This is a genomic window from Mesorhizobium sp. M0633, from assembly GCF_040320645.1.
In the GTDB taxonomy this organism is placed as follows: Bacteria; Pseudomonadota; Alphaproteobacteria; order Rhizobiales; family Rhizobiaceae; genus Mesorhizobium.
In genome coordinates this window covers 77,505-94,991 of the sequence record NZ_JAMYQC010000024.1, presented here as the reverse complement: position 1 = coordinate 94,991, position 17,487 = coordinate 77,505, and the positions used below count along the sequence as shown (strand labels likewise).

General features: G+C 63.9%; 19 protein-coding genes. 3 read left to right on the top strand and 16 right to left on the bottom strand.

The window, feature by feature from the left end; all coding sequences use genetic code 11:
• Window positions 1-64: 64 nt before the first annotated feature.
• The 5 genes from NKI47_RS23330 to tesB form a co-directional block, all read right to left on the bottom strand.
• Window positions 65-748, bottom strand: coding sequence for an outer membrane lipoprotein carrier protein LolA (locus NKI47_RS23330; protein WP_031213172.1), 684 nt, complete (start codon window positions 746-748; stop codon window positions 65-67).
• A 134-nt stretch (window positions 749-882) separates the two neighbouring features.
• Entirely contained in the window at window positions 883-3,540 is a 2,658-nt protein-coding gene (locus NKI47_RS23325; RefSeq protein WP_352593792.1) for an FtsK/SpoIIIE family DNA translocase, read from the bottom strand.
• A gap of 340 nt (window positions 3,541-3,880) precedes the next feature.
• Window positions 3,881-5,203 carry an ammonium transporter gene (locus NKI47_RS23320; protein WP_031212694.1) on the bottom strand — a complete coding sequence of 441 codons (1,323 nt, stop codon included), beginning with the start codon at window positions 5,201-5,203 and terminating at the stop codon, window positions 3,881-3,883.
• 49 nt (window positions 5,204-5,252) lie between these two features.
• Complete coding sequence (locus tag NKI47_RS23315; protein ID WP_023679755.1) at window positions 5,253-5,591, bottom strand: P-II family nitrogen regulator; 339 nt, start codon at window positions 5,589-5,591, stop codon at window positions 5,253-5,255.
• Between the two features lie 219 nt (window positions 5,592-5,810).
• Window positions 5,811-6,686, bottom strand: coding sequence for an acyl-CoA thioesterase II (gene tesB, locus NKI47_RS23310; protein ID WP_031212697.1), 876 nt, complete (start codon window positions 6,684-6,686; stop codon window positions 5,811-5,813).
• Between the two features lie 101 nt (window positions 6,687-6,787).
• Between tesB and NKI47_RS23305 the strand changes: the two genes are divergently transcribed.
• Window positions 6,788-8,032, top strand: coding sequence for a ubiquinone biosynthesis hydroxylase (locus NKI47_RS23305; protein ID WP_352593791.1), 1,245 nt, complete (start codon window positions 6,788-6,790; stop codon window positions 8,030-8,032).
• A gap of 31 nt (window positions 8,033-8,063) precedes the next feature.
• On the opposite strand, the gene NKI47_RS23300 is transcribed toward NKI47_RS23305, so the two are convergent.
• The 3 genes from NKI47_RS23300 to NKI47_RS23290 all read right to left on the bottom strand — a co-directional run bounded on the left by NKI47_RS23300 (window position 8,064) and on the right by NKI47_RS23290 (window position 9,453).
• The gene (locus NKI47_RS23300) at window positions 8,064-8,591 is read right to left on the bottom strand and encodes a hypothetical protein (RefSeq protein WP_352578116.1); all 528 of its coding nucleotides are present in this window, start codon (window positions 8,589-8,591) and stop codon (window positions 8,064-8,066) included.
• A 143-nt stretch (window positions 8,592-8,734) separates the two neighbouring features.
• Window positions 8,735-9,091, bottom strand: coding sequence for a YciI family protein (locus NKI47_RS23295; protein WP_352593790.1), 357 nt, complete (start codon window positions 9,089-9,091; stop codon window positions 8,735-8,737).
• A 2-nt stretch (window positions 9,092-9,093) separates the two neighbouring features.
• The gene (locus NKI47_RS23290) at window positions 9,094-9,453 is read right to left on the bottom strand and encodes a hypothetical protein (protein ID WP_352593789.1); all 360 of its coding nucleotides are present in this window, start codon (window positions 9,451-9,453) and stop codon (window positions 9,094-9,096) included.
• A 102-nt stretch (window positions 9,454-9,555) separates the two neighbouring features.
• Here NKI47_RS23290 and NKI47_RS23285 point away from each other — a divergent pair, with 102 nt between their 5' ends.
• The gene (locus tag NKI47_RS23285) at window positions 9,556-9,981 is read left to right on the top strand and encodes an OsmC family protein (protein ID WP_031212702.1); all 426 of its coding nucleotides are present in this window, start codon (window positions 9,556-9,558) and stop codon (window positions 9,979-9,981) included.
• Between the two features lie 268 nt (window positions 9,982-10,249).
• On the opposite strand, the gene NKI47_RS23280 is transcribed toward NKI47_RS23285, so the two are convergent.
• The 7 genes from NKI47_RS23280 to NKI47_RS23250 all read right to left on the bottom strand — a co-directional run bounded on the left by NKI47_RS23280 (window position 10,250) and on the right by NKI47_RS23250 (window position 15,640).
• Window positions 10,250-10,888, bottom strand: coding sequence for a YceH family protein (locus tag NKI47_RS23280; RefSeq protein ID WP_352593788.1), 639 nt, complete (start codon window positions 10,886-10,888; stop codon window positions 10,250-10,252).
• A 251-nt stretch (window positions 10,889-11,139) separates the two neighbouring features.
• Window positions 11,140-11,919 (bottom strand): succinate dehydrogenase iron-sulfur subunit, encoded by a 780-nt coding sequence (locus NKI47_RS23275; protein ID WP_292663232.1) that lies wholly within the window; start codon window positions 11,917-11,919, stop codon window positions 11,140-11,142.
• Window positions 11,919-12,356: a DUF3052 family protein gene (locus tag NKI47_RS23270; RefSeq protein ID WP_031212704.1), complete on the bottom strand. Its 438-nt coding sequence runs from the start codon at window positions 12,354-12,356 to the stop codon at window positions 11,919-11,921. Before NKI47_RS23270 ends, NKI47_RS23275 begins: the two co-directional genes overlap by 1 nt.
• A gap of 2 nt (window positions 12,357-12,358) precedes the next feature.
• Entirely contained in the window at window positions 12,359-14,197 is a 1,839-nt protein-coding gene (gene sdhA, locus NKI47_RS23265; protein ID WP_023679766.1) for a succinate dehydrogenase flavoprotein subunit, read from the bottom strand.
• A 3-nt stretch (window positions 14,198-14,200) separates the two neighbouring features.
• Entirely contained in the window at window positions 14,201-14,596 is a 396-nt protein-coding gene (gene sdhD, locus NKI47_RS23260) for a succinate dehydrogenase, hydrophobic membrane anchor protein (RefSeq protein ID WP_292663226.1), read from the bottom strand.
• Between the two features lies 1 nt (window position 14,597).
• The gene (sdhC, locus tag NKI47_RS23255; protein ID WP_292663224.1) at window positions 14,598-15,017 is read right to left on the bottom strand and encodes a succinate dehydrogenase, cytochrome b556 subunit; all 420 of its coding nucleotides are present in this window, start codon (window positions 15,015-15,017) and stop codon (window positions 14,598-14,600) included.
• A 242-nt stretch (window positions 15,018-15,259) separates the two neighbouring features.
• Window positions 15,260-15,640 (bottom strand): hypothetical protein, encoded by a 381-nt coding sequence (locus tag NKI47_RS23250; protein WP_352450157.1) that lies wholly within the window; start codon window positions 15,638-15,640, stop codon window positions 15,260-15,262.
• A 254-nt stretch (window positions 15,641-15,894) separates the two neighbouring features.
• On the opposite strand from NKI47_RS23250, the gene NKI47_RS23245 reads away from it, so the two are divergent.
• A complete protein-coding gene (locus NKI47_RS23245) occupies window positions 15,895-16,254 on the top strand; it encodes a hypothetical protein (protein WP_352450158.1) in 360 nt (119 codons plus the stop codon).
• On the opposite strand, the gene NKI47_RS23240 is transcribed toward NKI47_RS23245, so the two are convergent.
• Window positions 16,238-17,458 (bottom strand): GGDEF domain-containing protein, encoded by a 1,221-nt coding sequence (locus NKI47_RS23240; protein WP_352593787.1) that lies wholly within the window; start codon window positions 17,456-17,458, stop codon window positions 16,238-16,240. The two genes, NKI47_RS23245 and NKI47_RS23240, sit on opposite strands and share 17 nt — an antisense overlap.
• Between the last annotated feature and the right edge of the window lie 29 nt (window positions 17,459-17,487).

Here is a 17,487-nt window from a genome sequence, read left to right as displayed (position 1 = left end):
CGAGCCTTGTCATGGTCGACTTCGGTGCTGCACCAGCGCGGAAGGCCTCCCGCAACGCTAGAAGTTACCGCGTCTTGGTGTTCAGCTCGCGGTTCGCCGTATAGTCGATGGCGAAGGTGTCGGGGGCGAAGCTGACGCCCTCCTTGGTGTTGAAGATCATCACCGTCGTGTCCTTGCCTTGCGCATCGGTGATGGTCCACTGCCGCAATTCATAAGATTTCGGATCGAACATCATGGTAATCTTCGAATTGCCGAACACCGATTTGTCGGCAAGCTGGATGGTGGTGAGATCGTCCTCTTCCTTGACGCTTCTGACGCGCCCGCCCGACAGATCGATCTTGTCGTCGAGCAGCAGCTTCAGCGGCGTCTTCGACAGCGGATAGAGGTCGGAGGTCCGCAGCTTCTTGTTGAGGATGACCACCGACTTGCCGTCGGAAATCACCCTGAAATTCGAGGCGCCGTCGTAATTGAAGCGGATCTTGCCCGGCCGTTCCAGAAAGAACTTGCCGCCGGTCTGCTCGCCCTTGGGTCCGAACTGCACGAACTCGCCGCTCATCGATTTGACCGAGGAGAAATGATCGGCGATCTTCTGCGCCGTCGCCGGAACCGCTGCTTGCGCCGACGCCAGCAACTGGAAGCCGGGCACGAGGTTGGCGGCCGCCGCACCGGCCAGGACCAGGCCGAGGCCGAGCACCTGCCGGCGGGTTGGGGCGAAATCCCTGCTTGGGGCGAGAGTTGCGTTTTTCATGCCGGTCACCATCATCTGATTGCTTGCTCGTTATATTGGTCTGGCCCCCCAGTTGGGCTTAAGTTTGGCGGGCCGCACGGCGCCCGTCCGCTGCAACGCGCCAAAAGGTTCAAAGTTGCCGGCGCGGACGCGCTCTAGAACTTGTCGTCCTCCGTCGGCACCAGGATTTCGCGTTTTCCGGCATGGTTGGCCGGGCCGACAATGCCTTCCTTCTCCATCTTCTCGATGATCGAGGCGGCGCGGTTGTAGCCGATGCCGAGCCGGCGCTGGATGTAGCTGGTCGAGGCCTTGCCGTCGCGCAGCACCACCGCGACCGCCTGGTCGTAGGGATCGTCGGAATCCTCGAAATTGCCGCCGTCGCCGCCGCCACTGCCTTTGCCCGTCGGCTCGTCGTCATCCTTGTCGTCGTCCTCGGTGATGGCGTCGAGATATTCCGGCACGCCCTGCAGCTTCAGATGCGCGACAATTTTCTCCACCTCGTCGTCGGAGACGAAGGGACCGTGCACGCGCTGGATGCGGCCGCCGCCGGCCATGTAGAGCATGTCGCCCATGCCGAGCAGCTGTTCGGCGCCCTGCTCGCCCAGGATGGTGCGGCTGTCGATCTTCGATGTCACCTGGAAGGAGATGCGGGTCGGGAAATTCGCCTTGATGGTGCCGGTGATGACGTCGACCGACGGCCGCTGCGTCGCCATGATGACATGGATGCCGGCGGCGCGCGCCATCTGCGCCAGGCGCTGCACCGCGCCTTCGATGTCCTTGCCGGCGACCATCATCAAATCGGCCATCTCGTCGATGATGACGACGATGTAGGGCATCGGCTCGAGGTCGAGGTTCTCCGTCTCGTAGATCGCCTCGCCGGTTTGGCGGTCGAAGCCGGTCTGCACGGTGCGCGAGATCCTTTCGCCCTTTTTCTCGGCCTGCTGCACGCGCGCGTTGAAGCCGTCGATGTTGCGGACGCCGACCTTGGACATCTTGCGGTAGCGGTCCTCCATCTCCCGCACGGTCCATTTTAGCGCCACCACCGCCTTCTTCGGATCGGTGACGACCGGCGTCAGAAGATGCGGAATGCCGTCATAGACCGAGAGCTCCAGCATCTTTGGATCGATCATGATCAGCCGGCAGTCCTGCGGCGTCAGCCGGTAGAGCAGCGACAGGATCATGGTGTTGATGGCGACGGACTTGCCCGAGCCGGTGGTGCCGGCGACCAGCACGTGCGGCATTTTGGCGATGTCGACGATCACCGCCTCGCCATTGATGGTCTTGCCCAGCGCCAGCGCCAGCTTGGCCTTGGTGGTTTCGAAATCGCGGCTGGCCATGATCTCGCGCAAATAGACCGTCTCGCGCCTGGCGTTCGGCAATTCGATGCCGATCGCGTTGCGGCCGGGCACCACGGCGACACGGCAGGCGATGGCGCTCATCGAGCGGGCGATGTCGTCGGACAGGCCGATGACCCGCGACGATTTGATGCCGGGCGCCGGTTCCAGCTCGTAGAGCGTGACGACCGGACCCGGACGCACATGGATGATTTCGCCCTTGACGCCGAAATCCTCCAGCACGCCCTCGAGCAGGCGGGCGTTCTGCTCCAGCGCGTCCTTGGACAGGCTGGCGTCGCGCACCACGTTCTTTGGTTCCGACAGGAAGTGCAGCGACGGCATCTCGAATTTTTCCGAGCCGATCAGCGAAGTCTGCGCCTCGCGCTGGACGCGGGCGCCGGGGGCCGGCCGCGGCGCCGGCGCCTCGACGCGTGTCGCCGCGTCGGAACGGAAGTTCTGCACCTTGGCCGTTGGCGCGGCGCGGCGCTGGCCGGCCGGCTCGGGCGCGAAATCCATTTCGTCGTCATTGTCGTCGTTACCGAAGACGTCGGCATCGTCAGGGTCGAGCGAGGCACTGCGGTCGTTGACCATGGCGGCGAAGAATTCCGGCTCGACGCGGGCGCGCCCGCCCGGGCTCATCCGCGCCTCGGCGAACTCGGCCGATTCGACCCGTTCGGCCGCCCGCCGCCAGGCGCTGGGGCGCGGTTCCATCTCCGGCTCGAAATCGTCGCGCTCGCGCCGCCGCGCCGCGCGCCGGCGCAGATAGGCCCGCAGCGACAGCCACCAGTGGGTGATGGCGCCAAGCGCCAATATACCTTCGTCGCCCTCGTCCTCTTCATTGTCGAAAAGCAGGTCGTCCTGCGGATCGGGCACTGCAGGCTGTTCGAGGACGGCAAAGCCGTTCTTGCGCGAAATCAGCGCCGAGCCATACAAGAATACCCACAGCGCCGGCGCTGCCAGGAGCACGGCGAGCACGCTGGCAACGAGGCCGGTCGGATAGCCGCCGATCACCAGGCCCGGGATATTGAGCACCATGTCGCCGAAGACGCCGCCGAGGCCGGTCGGCAGCGGCCAGGTCTTGGGCGGCACCACGCAGCCGGCAATTGCCGCGCCAAGCAGCGAAAACCCGAACCAGGCCAGCGCCCGTTTCGGCAGCCGGTCGACGCCGCGCGCGGTAAACAGCAGAAATCCCCAGATCACCGCCGGCACCAGCGCCGCAACGGCGGCAAGTCCGAAGAACTGCATGGCAATGTCGGAAAAGACGGCGCCGGCATAACCCATTGCATTGGTGACGATATTGTCGGTGGCGTGCGAAAAGCTCGGATCGGCGACGTTCCAGGTGGCAAGGGCGGCGACGCCGAAACCAACCAGAGCAAACAGCCCGGCACCGACCAGCCGCCCGACCTGGCGCCTCGCGAACGACCGGATGCCGTGCTCCGTATCGGCCAGCGCAAGCGGTGCTGAAGCCCCTGAACGCATGCTCTTCCTCGTCTGTCGTTGCCCGGCCGGGCGCGGACGCGCAACACGGCAGATTCGGCTGTCAGACTAGCGGCGGGAAGGTTAAGGGCGCATTAACCATGGGCATTCTGCGTCACCGGAACGGGCGACCGCCACCACAGTTCGAAGCCGCTGCGGCCGATGTTTCACGCCGCCGGCGGATCGAGCACCTTGATCAAGCGACCGTGATCGAGCCATCACGGCCATCAGCGCGCAAAAAAGAGGCCCGGAAATCTTCCGGGCCTCAAGGCGTGAGCCCTTTCGGGAGCATCACGACGGGATCTTTCTGGCACCGGCAAACGCCGGTGCCGGCCAAATACCCTTACGGCACCACTTCGCCGTGCTGGCTGATGTCGAGGCCTTCGACCTCTTCCGGGGTGGAAGGACGCAGGCCGACCAGCGCCTTGACGATATAGAGGATCACGAAGCTCGCGATCGCCGTCCACAGGATGGTGAAGACGATACCGTAGAGCTGCTTGCCGACAGAGGCACCCGAGCCGAGGCTGTTGATCGCCGGATCGGCGAGCACGCCGGTCAGCAATGCACCGATGATGCCGCCGATGCCGTGCACGCCGAATGCATCGAGCGAGTCGTCATAGCCGAACGCGTGCTTGAGCTTGACGGCCGAGACGTAGCAAAGCACGCCGGCGACGATGCCGACGATGAAGGCGCCGGTCGGATTGACGAAGCCGGAAGCCGGCGTCACCGCGACCAGGCCAGCGACGGCGCCCGAGATGATGCCGAGAACGCTCGGCTTCTTGGCGACGATCCATTCGGCGAACATCCAGGCGAGCGCCGCAGCAGCAGCGGCAACCTGGGTGTTCAGCATTGCGGCACCGGCAAGGCCGTCGGCGGCCAGTTCCGAGCCGGCGTTGAAGCCGAACCAGCCGACCCACAGCAGCGAAGCGCCGATGACGGAGTAGACGAGGTTGTGCGGCGCCATGTTGGTGGTGCCGTAGCCTTCACGTTTGCCGAGAACCAGCGCGCAGACCAGGCCGGCAACACCGGCATTGATGTGAACGACCGTGCCGCCGGCGAAATCGAGAACGCCGGCTGTGCCGAGGAAGCCGCCGCCCCACACCCAGTGCGCGATCGGGGCGTAGACCACCAGCAGCCACGCGCCCATGAAGATGAGCAGCGCCGAGAACTTCATGCGTTCGGCGAAGGCGCCGGCAATCAGCGCCGGCGTGATGATGGCGAAGGTCATCTGGAACATCGAGAAGACGAACTCAGGAATGTTCGCCACGCCCGGCAGCCACAGCGAGGAGGTGGTGATGCCGTTGTGGAAGAACTTCGAGAAGCCGCCGAGATAGGCATTCATGCCGCCGCCATCCGAGAAGGCCAGCGAGTAGCCGAACATGAACCACAGCACCGTCACCAGGCAGGTGATGGCAAAGCTCTGCATGATGGTGGCGAGCACGTTCTTTTTGCGCACCATGCCGCCATAAAACAGCGCCAGGCCCGGTATGGTCATCATCAGCACCAGCGCCGTCGAGGTCAGCATCCAGGCTGTGTTGCCGGTGTCGAGCGCGGGCGCAGGGGCAGCCGGTGCCGCCGGTGCCGCTTCCTGCGCGAACGCAGCAACCGTGCCCAGTGCAGCGAGAGCGAGCGAACCTAAAACGGCCGCGCGTCCCGTTATCTTCAAGGTGGAAGGAATATTCATTGAACTCTCCATTGGAATACGTATCCGCAGCTCAAAGCGCGTCGGTGTCTGTTTCGCCGGTGCGAATGCGCACCGCCTGGTCGATGCCGAAAACGAAGATCTTGCCGTCGCCGATCTGGCCGGTCTTGGCCGCCGCGGTGATGGCTTCGACGGCCTTGTCGACCATGTCGACAGCGACCGCGACTTCGATCTTGATCTTCGGCAGGAAGCTGACCGCGTATTCCGCCCCGCGATAGATTTCCGTGTGCCCCTTCTGACGTCCGTAGCCTTTTACTTCGGTGACGGTCAGGCCCTGGATGCCGACTGCGGTGAGCGCCTCGCGCACCTCGTCGAGCTTGAACGGCTTTATGATTGCCATCACGATCTTCATAAGGTTTCACCCTTTGCTGTTGCGGGTCCCCGCGTTTGCACGACTTCGCCGATCCCCATGAGAGCCGGAGAGTGCCCGCTAGGATTCAAGCTCCGTGCCAATTGCCGAAGCAGGGTGTTAAGCTGTTGTTAAACAACGAAATCGAGAAGGTCTGGCAGCTGCCTGTTCACAGGCGCGGCAGTGCATATGCTTAAAAAATAGGCAAATTTCGAAAAATGCCTACTCCGCAGGCGGCCGCTTCAGCCGGATGAGTCCTTCTTGGGCAACCGAGGCGATCAAGGTGCCGTCGCGGGCAAACAGCGAGCCGCGGGTAAAGCCACGCGATCCTTGCGTCGACGGGCTGTCTTGCGTGTACAGCATCCAGTCGTCGAGCGGATGGCTGCGGTGGAACCACATGGCGTGGTCGAGGCTGGCTGCCTGGATATCACGATCGAAAATGGCGCGGCCATGGGCAAAGGTCGAGGTGTCGAGCAGCGTCATATCCGAGAGGTAAGCGAGCACGGCCGCCTGCGTGGCGCGGTCGGCCGGCACCGGGCCGGTGGTACGGATCCAGATGTTCTGCTTCGGCTCGAGCTTTTCCCGGCTGGTATAATGCTTCAGCATCACCGGCTTCATCTCGATCGGCCGGTCGCGCTCCCAATAGCGCTTGATGCCGTCGGGCACGGCTTCGCCGAACTTGCCCAGCAATTCGCGCTGCGACAGCAACGTGTCGGGCGCCGGCACGTCCTGCGGCATCGGCACCTGATGTTCCAGGCCGACCTCATCCTGCTGGAACGAGGCTTCCAGCGAAAAGATCGCCTGGCCGTGCTGGATCGCCACGACGCGGCGCGTGGTGAAGGAGCCGCCGTCACGGATGCGGTCGACCTCGTAAATGATAGGCACCTTGGTGTCGCCCGGCCGCATGAAATAGCCATGCAGCGAATGCACGTGGCGCTCGGGCTCGACCGTTCGCTGCGCGGCGACCAGCGCCTGGGCGATGGTCTGGCCGCCGAAGATGCGCTGCCAATCGAGCTTGGGGCTGCGACCACGATACAGGTTGTGTTCCAGCTGCTCGAGGTCGAGAATGCCGAGAAGCTCGTCCATGGCTGCCGTCATCTTGACCTCGCCGCAAAATTACCATGGCGGTTTCCGACAGGAACAGCGGGCAGTCAAGGGCGGAATGCCCGGCGACAGTCAGGCTGCGAAAGGAATTGCCCATGGTCGACAGCAAGAATTCGCTCGACGTTCTGGTCGCCGGCGCCGGTTATATCGGCTTGGCCGCCGCCGTGTCGCTGAAGCAGGCGCGGCCGAGCCTCGCCGTCGCCGTCGTCGATGCAGCACCCGCCGGCGTCTGGCAGAAGGACGGCCGCGCCTCGGCGATTGCCGCCGCCGCGTGCCGCATGCTCGACCAGCTCGGCGTCTGGAACGAGATCGCGCCGGAGGCGCAGGCAATCACCGAAATGATTGTCACCGATTCGCGCACATCCGATCCGGTCCGCCCGGTGTTCCTCACCTTCGACGGCGAGGTCGCGCCCGGCGAACCCTTTGCGCATATGGTCGCCAACAAGGATTTGAACGGCGCCTTGCGCCGGCGCGCCGAACAACTCGGCATCGGCATCATCGAAGGCGTCGCCGTCAGCGCCTTCGACATCAACGGCGCCGGCATAACGGTGCATCTTGCCGACGGCGCGACGCTGAAGGCGCGGCTGCTGGTTGCCGCCGACGGCGTCAATTCGAAGCTGCGCGACATGGCCGGCATCAAGACGGTGAAATGGGAGTATGGCCAGTCCGGCATCGTCTGCACGGTGGCGCACGAGCGGCCGCACAACGGCCGCGCCGAAGAGCATTTCCTTCCCGCGGGCCCGTTTGCCACGCTGCCGCTCAAGCCGGGCAAGGACGGCACCAACCGCTCGTCGATCGTCTGGGTCGAACGGTCGCAGGATGCCGAGAAACTGGTCAGTGGCGACGCGCTGGTCCTGGAATATGAGCTCGAGCAGCGCTTTGGCCTGAAACTCGGAGAAATCCATATCGCCGACAAGCCGCGTGCCTGGCCGCTCGGGCTGATCATTGCGCGCGCCTTCGTCGCGCCGCGCATCGCCTTGGCCGGCGACGCCGCCCACGGCATCCACCCGATCGCCGGCCAGGGTCTCAATCTCGGCTTCAAGGACGTGGCGGCGCTGGCCGAAGTGGTGGTCGAGGCCGACCGGCTCGGCCAGGACATCGGCGCGCTCGACGTGCTCGAGCGCTACCAGCAATGGCGGCGTTTCGACACGGTGCAGATGGGCATCACCACCGATGTGCTGAACCGGATGTTTTCCAACGATTTCGGCCCGCTGCGCACTTTGCGCGACATCGGCCTCGGCCTTGTCGAACGCATGCCGCGGCTGAAGGGGTTCTTCATCCGCCAGGCGTCGGGTCTGTCCGGCGACACGCCGAAACTGTTGAAGGGCGAGGCGATTTAGGCTTGGCAAGTGCGCGTCACTGGCCGTTCGGTCAGTTGACCTCGAAGCCCAGCTTCTGGCGCAGCCTGAGCATTCGCTGGTCGGAAATCTGCAGGCTTTGCCCACCCGCCTCCGCCACACGGCCGACCATCTGCAGCAGATCGTTCCTTTCAGCCGCGTCGAGGCGTTCGCGCAGGAACGGCGCCAGCTTGTCGATGACGACCGTGGCGTCATCAATTTGCGAAGCCGCCCATTTGGCGTAGATCACCGCCTCATCGGTCTGCTTTTTGTCGGCAATCTCCGAAATGACCGATTGAATGGCGGCTTCGCGTTGCGGCAGGATAGGACCATTCTCGGAAACGATGGCGGTGATCAGCGTCGCGGCCGCCACGACCGGATCGTCGATCGCCGTCAGCGGCGAGAGTGCCGCCTGCTTGCGTAGCTTCTTGCGGCGCACATTGCCCTGCACGCGGCCAACGACGTCGGCAACCTCACGCGCCGCGTCGTTCATGATCTTCAGCCGGTACCACCAGAAGCCCGCTGCTCCGAGCAGGCCGATTGCTGCAATCAATATATGCATGCCCCGAAATCCCCCGATGTCGGCGACGATAGGAGAAGTATTGCTTCGCTTCAACACGCAAAAGTTGCGTCCGACGAAGAAAACGAAAGCCCATGCCAGTCGTTGGTCCCCGCCGCTCCGCGGAGGAACTTATCGAGACATCTCTATGACCCGGGCACCTTGTAGATCGCCCGCACCTCGATCGTGCCTATTTCGGCGAGCGGAATCTCGCCCGCGATCTCCAGCGCCTCGTCGAGGCTCTCGGCCTCGATCATGACGAAACCGAGCAACTGCTCCTTGGTTTCGGCGAAGGGGCCGTCGGTGACCAGCCGCTTGCCCTTGCGCCTGCGAACGGTTTTCGACGTTTTCACCGATTGCAGCGCCTGCGCGATGACTAGCATCCCGCGTTGGTCCAATGACCGGTCATGGGCCATCGAATCGGCGTCGAGCTTGGCCAGCCTCTCGGGCGTCATTGCGTAGAGATCTTTTTCTTCACCATAGACCAGGCAAACATACTTCATTTTTATCTCCATTCCTGGCTTGAAGCCGAAGACGAGGCTACGGAAATCTCCGCGGAGCCCTTGCCTGCCGCAGAATCGAGACCGGCCGCAGCATAGTCGAGAAGAGATACCGCAATCCCGATAATGGCAATCGCCGCAAGCAGTCGGCCGAAGCCGGAAGGCTGCAGGCGCGACCAGTCGGCTTGCTGTTCACCGGCCCTGTGGCTGGTGCTTGTCGGGTGAGCAGAAAACAGATTGTTCATGTGGTCCTCCATCCGGCCACCAAGTCCATGGCCGCCCGCAGGACGGCCGGGACAGATGGAAGTCGACATTTTTGCACGCGTATTTTTTCGAATTTTTTTTCGCTCGACATGATGTGTCACGCTGCCGCCGATACGAAAGCGTGGGTGGCCTTCGCTCCGGCGCGCGCTATAGTCGACTGGATGCCGATCACGGGCTCAATCACGACAATCAAGGAGGAATTGATGGACCGCACCGCCAACGCCGTTTGGAAAGGCAGTTTCAAGGAAGGCAAAGGCACGCTCGATACACAGAGCGGGACGCTGAAGGGCACGCCCTATTCCGCCAAGATGCGTTTCGAGGACGAGAGCGGCAAATCCGGCACCAACCCGGAAGAGCTGATCGCTGCCGCCCATGCCGGCTGCTACGCCATGCAGCTTTCGCATTTCCTCGCCGAGAACGGCACCCCGGCTGCCGAGCTCGACGCCAAGGCCGTGGTAACGCTGGTTCCCGGCACCGGCATCACCGGCAGCGCGATCACCCTGGTCGGCAAGGTACCGGGCATCGATGCCGCCAAGTTCAAGGAATTGGCCGAGAAGGCCAAGGCCGAATGCCCGGTCTCGAAAGCGCTCGGCGCCATCAAGGTATCGCTCGACGCCAGGCTCGGCTGAGAGAGCCACATCTAGAAAGCCCCATCGGGAGCCATCGGCAGACCAGCGAAGGATATAAACGTCGGCGATCCTTCGCGCGCCCCTCTGCCCTGCCGGGCATCTCCCCCACGAGGGCCCACGAGGGGGAGATTGGCAGCTTCGCCGGTCTCGCCCTCTTTTCAGCGTTAGAGATTAGCGAAAGCCGGGATGACGTCCAATCTCCCCCCTCGTGGGGGAGATGTCCGGCAGGACAGAGGGGGGCGCTGTCGCGTCGACGTCTCGAAAATCCTTATCGTCCTTCGCCGGTCAGCGCGTCGATACGGGCGCGCAGCTCGGCAATTTCTTCCTCGAGAGCCTGCACGCGCATTTCCAGGTCCGAAACCGGCGAGGACGATTGCAAGGGCGTTGCGGCCGCTACGATCTGCGGCGGCCCGCTGAGCAGATGGACATAGCGATCCTCGCGCTGGCCTGGGCCGCGATCGATCTGCTGCACCAGCGGTGGCCGGCGGCCGATCAGCAGATCGAGATTGCCGCGAAGCTCGTCGATCGATGGCAGCCGCGCCATGCGCTCGCTTCGCGCCAGCAATTCATAGGCCGTCTGCGGGCCGCGCAGCAGCAACAGGCCGAGCAGCGCGATCTGCGCCGAGGTCAGGGAAAAGCGCTGCGCCACCACATGCTCGTAGCGCTCGACGCGCGACGCGAACACCTGCCTGACTAGGCCCTTCTGCTCGAGCTGGCCAAGCGCTCTTCTGACCTCGCCAAGTTCGACCGACATCACCGGCTCGCGCGCCGTCTTCTGGTTGGCCGCCGCATGTGCCGCATTGAGCGTCAGCGGATAGACGTCCGGCGTCAGCTCCTTCTTCTCGATAAGGCAGCCGAGCACGCGGGCTTCGATGGGAGAGAGGATGGGAAGGTCGATATCGGTCATAAGTTTGCTATCCTTTCGAACTCGGCGGGACAGCGCCCTGGACAGCGTCCCCCTCTGTCCTGCCGGACATCTCCCCCTCTAGTGGGGAGATTGGCTGTCATCACCGCTTCGCCACTTTTCAAGGCTGCAGAAAGGGCGCTGTCCTCCAAGCTGCTAATCTCCCCCCTTGAGGGGGAGATGTCCGGCAGGACAGAGGGGGGCGCGAAGGATCGCTGCGGACGAGACGATCTCGGCTGCAACTCGCCCGCCGCCTACACCCGTCGCTCCACCATCATCTTCTTGATCTCGGCGATCGCCTTGGCCGGGTTGAGCCCTTTGGGGCAAGTCTGGGCGCAGTTCATGATGGTGTGGCAGCGATAGAGCCGGAACGGGTCTTCGAGATTGTCGAGCCGCTCGCCCGTCGCCTCGTCCCTGGAATCGATCAGCCAGCGATAGGCCTGCAGCAGCGTCGCCGGGCCGAGATAGCGCTCGCCGTTCCACCAGTAGCTCGGGCAGGAGGTCGAGCAGCAGGCGCACAATATGCACTCGTAGAGCCCGTCGAGCTTTTCGCGGTCCTCATGGCTCTGCAGCCATTCCTTGGCCGGCTCGGGCGACACCGTCTTCAGCCACGGCTCGATCGAGGCGTGCTGGGCGTAGAAATTGGTGAGGTCGGGCACCAGGTCCTTGACCACAGCCATGTGCGGCAGCGGATAGACCTTGATCGCGCCGGAAATGTCGTCGCAGCCCTTGGTGCAGGCCAGCGTGTTCGACCCGTCGATGTTCATGGCGCACGAGCCGCAAATGCCTTCGCGGCAGGAGCGGCGCAGCGTCAGCGTCGGGTCGATCTTGTTCTTGATCCAGAGCAGCGCGTCGAGCACCATCGGCCCGCAATCGTCCATGTCGACGAAATACGTATCCATGCGCGGGTTCTCGTCATCGTCCGGCGACCAGCGGTAGATGCGGTATTCGCGCAGATTGGTCGCGCCCTCCGGCTTCGGCCAGGTTTTTCCGGCCATGATCTTCGAGTTTTTCGGAAGCGTGAGTTCGACCATTACCTCAGGTCCTTTCGGATGACGAGCTTCAGCCCGGACCAGATCTCGTTCACGGCGGCGACCTTGACGTCGACGAGGTCGAGCTTCAGCGCCTCTGTGCGGATAACGTCCTCGGTGACGTCGGTCGGCACTTTCGATGCCTTCTTCGGCCATGACACCCAGACCATGCCGTCCCGCTTGATCGCCGCTTCGACGTCGCCGAGACGGTCCTCGATCTCGACACGCTGCCTGGTGAAGGCGTGAACGGCATCATATTTCTCATGAACGCCAGAGATCGCCGACCAATCAGCCAGCCGGTCGACGTGGGCAAACTCGACGGCGTCTGCCAGATCGTCGAGTTCGGGCGGCAAGGCGACGAAGGCGGCAATCATCCCGTCCTTCAGGCCGAGCTTGGCCGGAAGGGGCGTGCCGGAATATCCCGCAACCGCCAGCGCCATCATCAATACACCCTGGCCTTCGGCGCGATCTTGGCCGGGTTGATGCCGCCGTCTGCTTCCTTAAGCAGTGTTTCGGTGTGCACCGGCCGGTAGGTGAGCGCCACCTCGCCGGCCTCGTTGAGCCGAGCCAGCGTATGCTTGCGCCAGTTGGCGTCGTCGCGGGCCGAAAAGTCCTCCCGCGCGTGCGCGCCGCGGCTTTCCTTGCGCGCCTCGGCGCCGTAGACGGTGGTGATGGCGTTGGCCATCAGGTTTTCCAGCTCCAGCGTCTCGACCAGGTCGGAGTTCCAGATCATCGAGCGGTCGAACACCTTGACGTCGCCGAGTTCACCCCAGATCTGCGAAATGCGCCTGCAGCCGCTTTCCAGCGATTCCTGGGTGCGGAACACCGCCGCGTCCTCCTGCATCGCCTTCTGCATCTTTTCGCGCAAAACCGCTGTCGGCGTCGAGCCGTTGGCGTGACGCAACCGGTCGAAGCGGTCCATGATCTTTTCGACGGCGGCCTCGTTGGGCGAAGGGATCGCCGATGTGCGGTCGATCACCTGGCCGGCCCGGATTGCCGCCGCACGGCCGAACACCACCAGGTCGATCAGCGAGTTGGAGCCCAGCCGGTTAGCACCGTGCACCGAGGCGCAGCCGGCTTCGCCGACCGCCATCAGCCCGGGCGACACCTGGTCCGGATTCGACGCCGTCGGGTTCAGCACCTCGCCCCAGTAATTGGTCGGCACGCCGCCCATATTGTAGTGGACCGTCGGCAGCACCGGGATCGGCTCCTTGGTCAGGTCGACGCCGGCAAAGATCTTTGCCGATTCCGAAATACCCGGAAGCCTCTCGTGCAGAACGGCCGGGTCGAGATGGTCGAGATGCAGGAAAATGTGATCCTTCTTCGGGCCGACACCGCGGCCCTCGCGGATTTCCAGCGTCATGCAGCGCGAGACCACGTCGCGCGAAGCCAGATCCTTGGCTGACGGCGCGTAGCGCTCCATGAAGCGCTCGCCCTCGGAATTGACGAGATAGCCGCCCTCGCCGCGCGCGCCCTCGGTGATCAGGCAGCCGGCCCCGTATATGCCGGTCGGGTGGAACTGCACGAACTCCATATCCTGCAGCGGCAGGCCTGCGCGTGCGGCCATGCCGCCGCCATCGCCGGTGCAGGTATGCGCCGAGGTGGCCGAGAAATAGGCGCGGCCGTAGCCGCCGGTCGCCAGCACCACCATCTTGGCCGAAAAGCGGTGGATGGTGCCGTCGTCGAGGTTCCAGGCGACGACGCCGGTGCAGGTGCCGTCCGGCTCCATGATCAGGTCGAGCGCGAAATACTCGATGAAGAACTGCGCATTGTGCTTCAGCGACTGGCCGTAGAGCGTGTGCAGCATGGCGTGGCCGGTGCGGTCGGCGGCCGCACAGGTGCGCTGCACCGGCGGCCCCTCGCCGAAATTCATCATCATGCCGCCGAACGGCCGCTGGTAGATTTTCCCGTCCTCGGTGCGGCTGAAGGGAACGCCGTAGTGCTCGAGCTCGTAGACCGCCGCCGGCGCTTCGCGCACCATGTATTCTTGAGCGTCGGTGTCGCCCAGCCAATCTGAGCCTTTGACGGTGTCGAAGAGATGCCACTGCCAGTTGTCGGGCCCCATATTGGCGAGCGAGGCGGCGATGCCGCCCTGCGCCGCAACCGTATGCGAGCGCGTCGGGAACACTTTGGTGATGCAGGCGGTGCGCAGGCCCTGCTCGGCCATGCCGAGCGCGGCGCGCAGGCCCGCGCCGCCGGCGCCGACGACCACGACGTCGAATTTGTGATCGACATAGCTATAGGCGGAAGCCGTGTTGGCGTTCTTCGCGTCCTTGGCCAAAAATCAGCCTCCAAATGCCAGTTTAAGCAGGGCGAAGACCGAAGCGACGCCGACGACTACGGGAAAGAATGTGTTGAGGGCGAGCAGCGCCAGCCTGGTGCCTTCGCCATGCACATAGTCTTCGATGATCGCCTGCATGCCGAGCCGCATGTGGTAGAGCACCGACAACAGCACCAGCGCCAGCACCAGTGCAACGAACGGATTGGCAAGCGCGGCGCGCACCTCGAGATAGCTGGCGCCGTTGAGTGCGATCAGGAAGCCGACGAAGAACAGGACCAGCGGGATGTTGGAGATCGCCGTCAGCCGCTGGCGCCAAAAATGGCCGGTGCCCTCGCGGGCGGAACCGAGGCCGCGGACCTTGGCCAGCGGCGTGCGCATGTCGGTGTTCTTGCCGTTCATGTCAGGCTCCCCGCGCCATGTAGCCGGCGATCCAGATCAGCAGCGTCAGCGTGACCGAGCCGGCCAGCGTCGCCCAGGCGATCCTCGATGCCGTATGCTTTTCCAGCCCTGCCCCAGTGTCCCAGATAAGATGGCGCACACCGCCCAGCATGTGGTGCATCAGCGCCCAGCTGTAGCCGAACAGCACCAGCCGTCCCAGCCACGAGCCGAAGGCCCAGTTGACGGCATTGAAGGTCGCCTCCGAGCTCGCCGCCGCCATCAGCCACAGCGCGACCAGCAGCGTGCCGAAATAGAGCGCCCCGCCGGTGATGCGGTGGACGATCGACATCGTCATGGTGATCGGCGGCCGATAGACGGTCAGATGCGGCGAAAGCGGCCGTTCACGTCTGGCAAATTCGCGGGTGGCTGGTGATTTGCTCATGGCTCCCCCAGTTCGGCGTCTCTGGAGCCGCAGGTGGGAATGCGGCATTACCGCTTCCGGTTGCGACTTCGGACAGCCGGTTTCTAATGCTCTTTTTGCACCGCGTCAAAGCCGGAAAACCGTTTCGAAAACGTAATTTAGTCTGATGAAAGCGAGGCTTTCAGCTTCAATCGATTAGGGCTGTCGCCTTGCGCCGGCACAATGTCGCCGCACTGCAAAATATGGCTGGCGCAAGGGGCGGATCAGCGCTTGCAGGCCAGCGGTGATGCACCGCCCTTCATCACCAGCGCCTCACGCCCATCGATCACGATTGCGTCATGCGCCTCGCCGTAACGGCTGGTCTGATTGGCCGGTGACGCCGGCAGCTCGGCGCTGGCGCCGTTCTGGCCGAGGACGCGCACCGACGTGCCGAGATTCTCGATGGTCATCACGCTACCGTCGGCGCAGTTGTAAGTTGCTGTGCGCGGCTGCGGTGCCGTCGGTTCGCTAGCGGCGGGAGCCAGCGACACCGAAGCGGCGGCCGTGTTGCCGAGCTTGGGCGCGCTGGTCTGCGGCGCGCAGGCGGCGGCAGCCAGCAGCGGCGGAATGGCCAGCGCCATCCGAAACGTGCGGCGTAATCTCATTTGCTGCTTTCCCCCCGCGTATCGAGCCCGCGGCGATGCTCCGGCAAGCCACCGGATTTCATGCTTTTCGAGTCGCGCCCGATACTGGGGATGGTGGGAACAAGGCACGGCCGAATGATGGCCGGTGGGCGATCGAGTATTAACCATATTTTCCGAGACCTCGCCCCTGCTGCGGTTGCCCTCTTAACAAAGGTTAATAAAAGGTTAATTTCTGATTCGAGGAGGCTTGCCTCTCAGCAATGGAGCAGCACGCCATGCATTCGAATTCAGCAGGATCGCGCCTTCCCTGGTTCCTATTGGCGGCGCTCGCCGTCGGCGTCGTCGCACCGGCATTCGCCGGGACGCGCCATCATGACCGCGTCTATGCCGATTCCTTCGGCAATCTCGTCATCGACAGCGCCGCCGGCTACAAGCGTATCCTCGTTGGCGAGGGCAAGCTGGCCAAGGAATTGTCCGACTACACCAGCGCCGGCCAGCCCGACGTGATCTACGAAAACGAATCGGACGATGTCCGCGGCGGCGACTGCTATAGGCCGCCGGTTTTCGTCAAGGGCCGCAGCTATATGTACGGCCTCTCCGACGGCGAAATGCCGGAGCTCAGCCCCTGCCGCTGACGGCCACGCCGCCCTTGGTTGACGGCGCCGGCAGGGCAACAGCCGGCCCCACCGAGACACGCACGCAATCGCGACCGCTGCCCTTCGCCTGATAGAGCGCTTTGTCGGCGCGCCGCAGCAGGTCGGAAAAGCTTTCGCCCGGACCAAGCTCGGCAACGCCGAAGCTGGCGCTGCAGCGGTGATCCGCGGGCAGGCAGTCGATCGGCGTGGCACCGAAGGCGCTACGCGTGCCCTCGGCAAAGAGCCGGGCGGCGGCTAGATTGGTCCCCGGCAGGAAAATAGCGAATTCCTCGCCGCCGATGCGGCCGGCGACATGATGGTCGGCCGCGGCATCGCGGAGAAAACCGGCAAAGGTCTCGATGACCCGATCGCCCGACGCGTGGCCGTAAGTATCGTTGATGCGCTTGAAATGGTCGAGATCGGCAATGACCAGTGCCGCTGGAACGGCGCGCCGCATGGCGTCACGCAGCGCGATCTCGGCATGGCGCTCGAAGCCGCCACGGTTGAGCAGCCGCGAAAGCGTGTCGGTTTCCGATTTCGACGTCGCCTCGGCGAGCACGTCGCGGACCAGGATAGCCAATGTCACCAGCGCAAGCGCCAGGCCGAACACGGTGCCGACCGACTGCGACACCAACGCATAGCTGGTCTGCGCATAAGATTGCGGATTGGCGCCCCAGCCACCAAGCGCATGGGCGATGAAGGGTTTGCTGGCGAACTGCAAGGTGCTGGCCGCCAGGACAGCCATCAGCATATAGTCGAGCCGCTCGCGTCTTTGCCTGGACGACAAGACGATCGCCAGCCCGGTGAACTGCATAGCCGCATAGGGAAGCTGGTAGGCCGCCATTCGCACAAAGGATTGGCGTGGCAGGTCCTGCACGAAGTGGACCGCGAGGGTGGCGAAGACCAGGAAGAACAGCATCGGCGGCCAAGGCGGCGAAACGCGGTATTTATGGGCAAGCCCGCCATTGAAGGCGACGGTAGCGCCAAGGAAGGCGGCAAAGGCGGCGACAACCACGGGGCGCGCATTGTCGAAGGCAGGAATGCTGAACTCGATCGCAAAATAAGCCGTGCCGAGCACATAGCCGAACGCCAGCCAGCGTGCCGACACCCGGCCGGCGTCATAGACCGCGATCGTCATGAAGGCCGCCGCCAGCAGCCCGGCAACGAACAGGTTGATCAGCAGGATGAAATTAGCGCTGCCCATGGCGTTTTGGCACTTCCCCCCGAACAGCA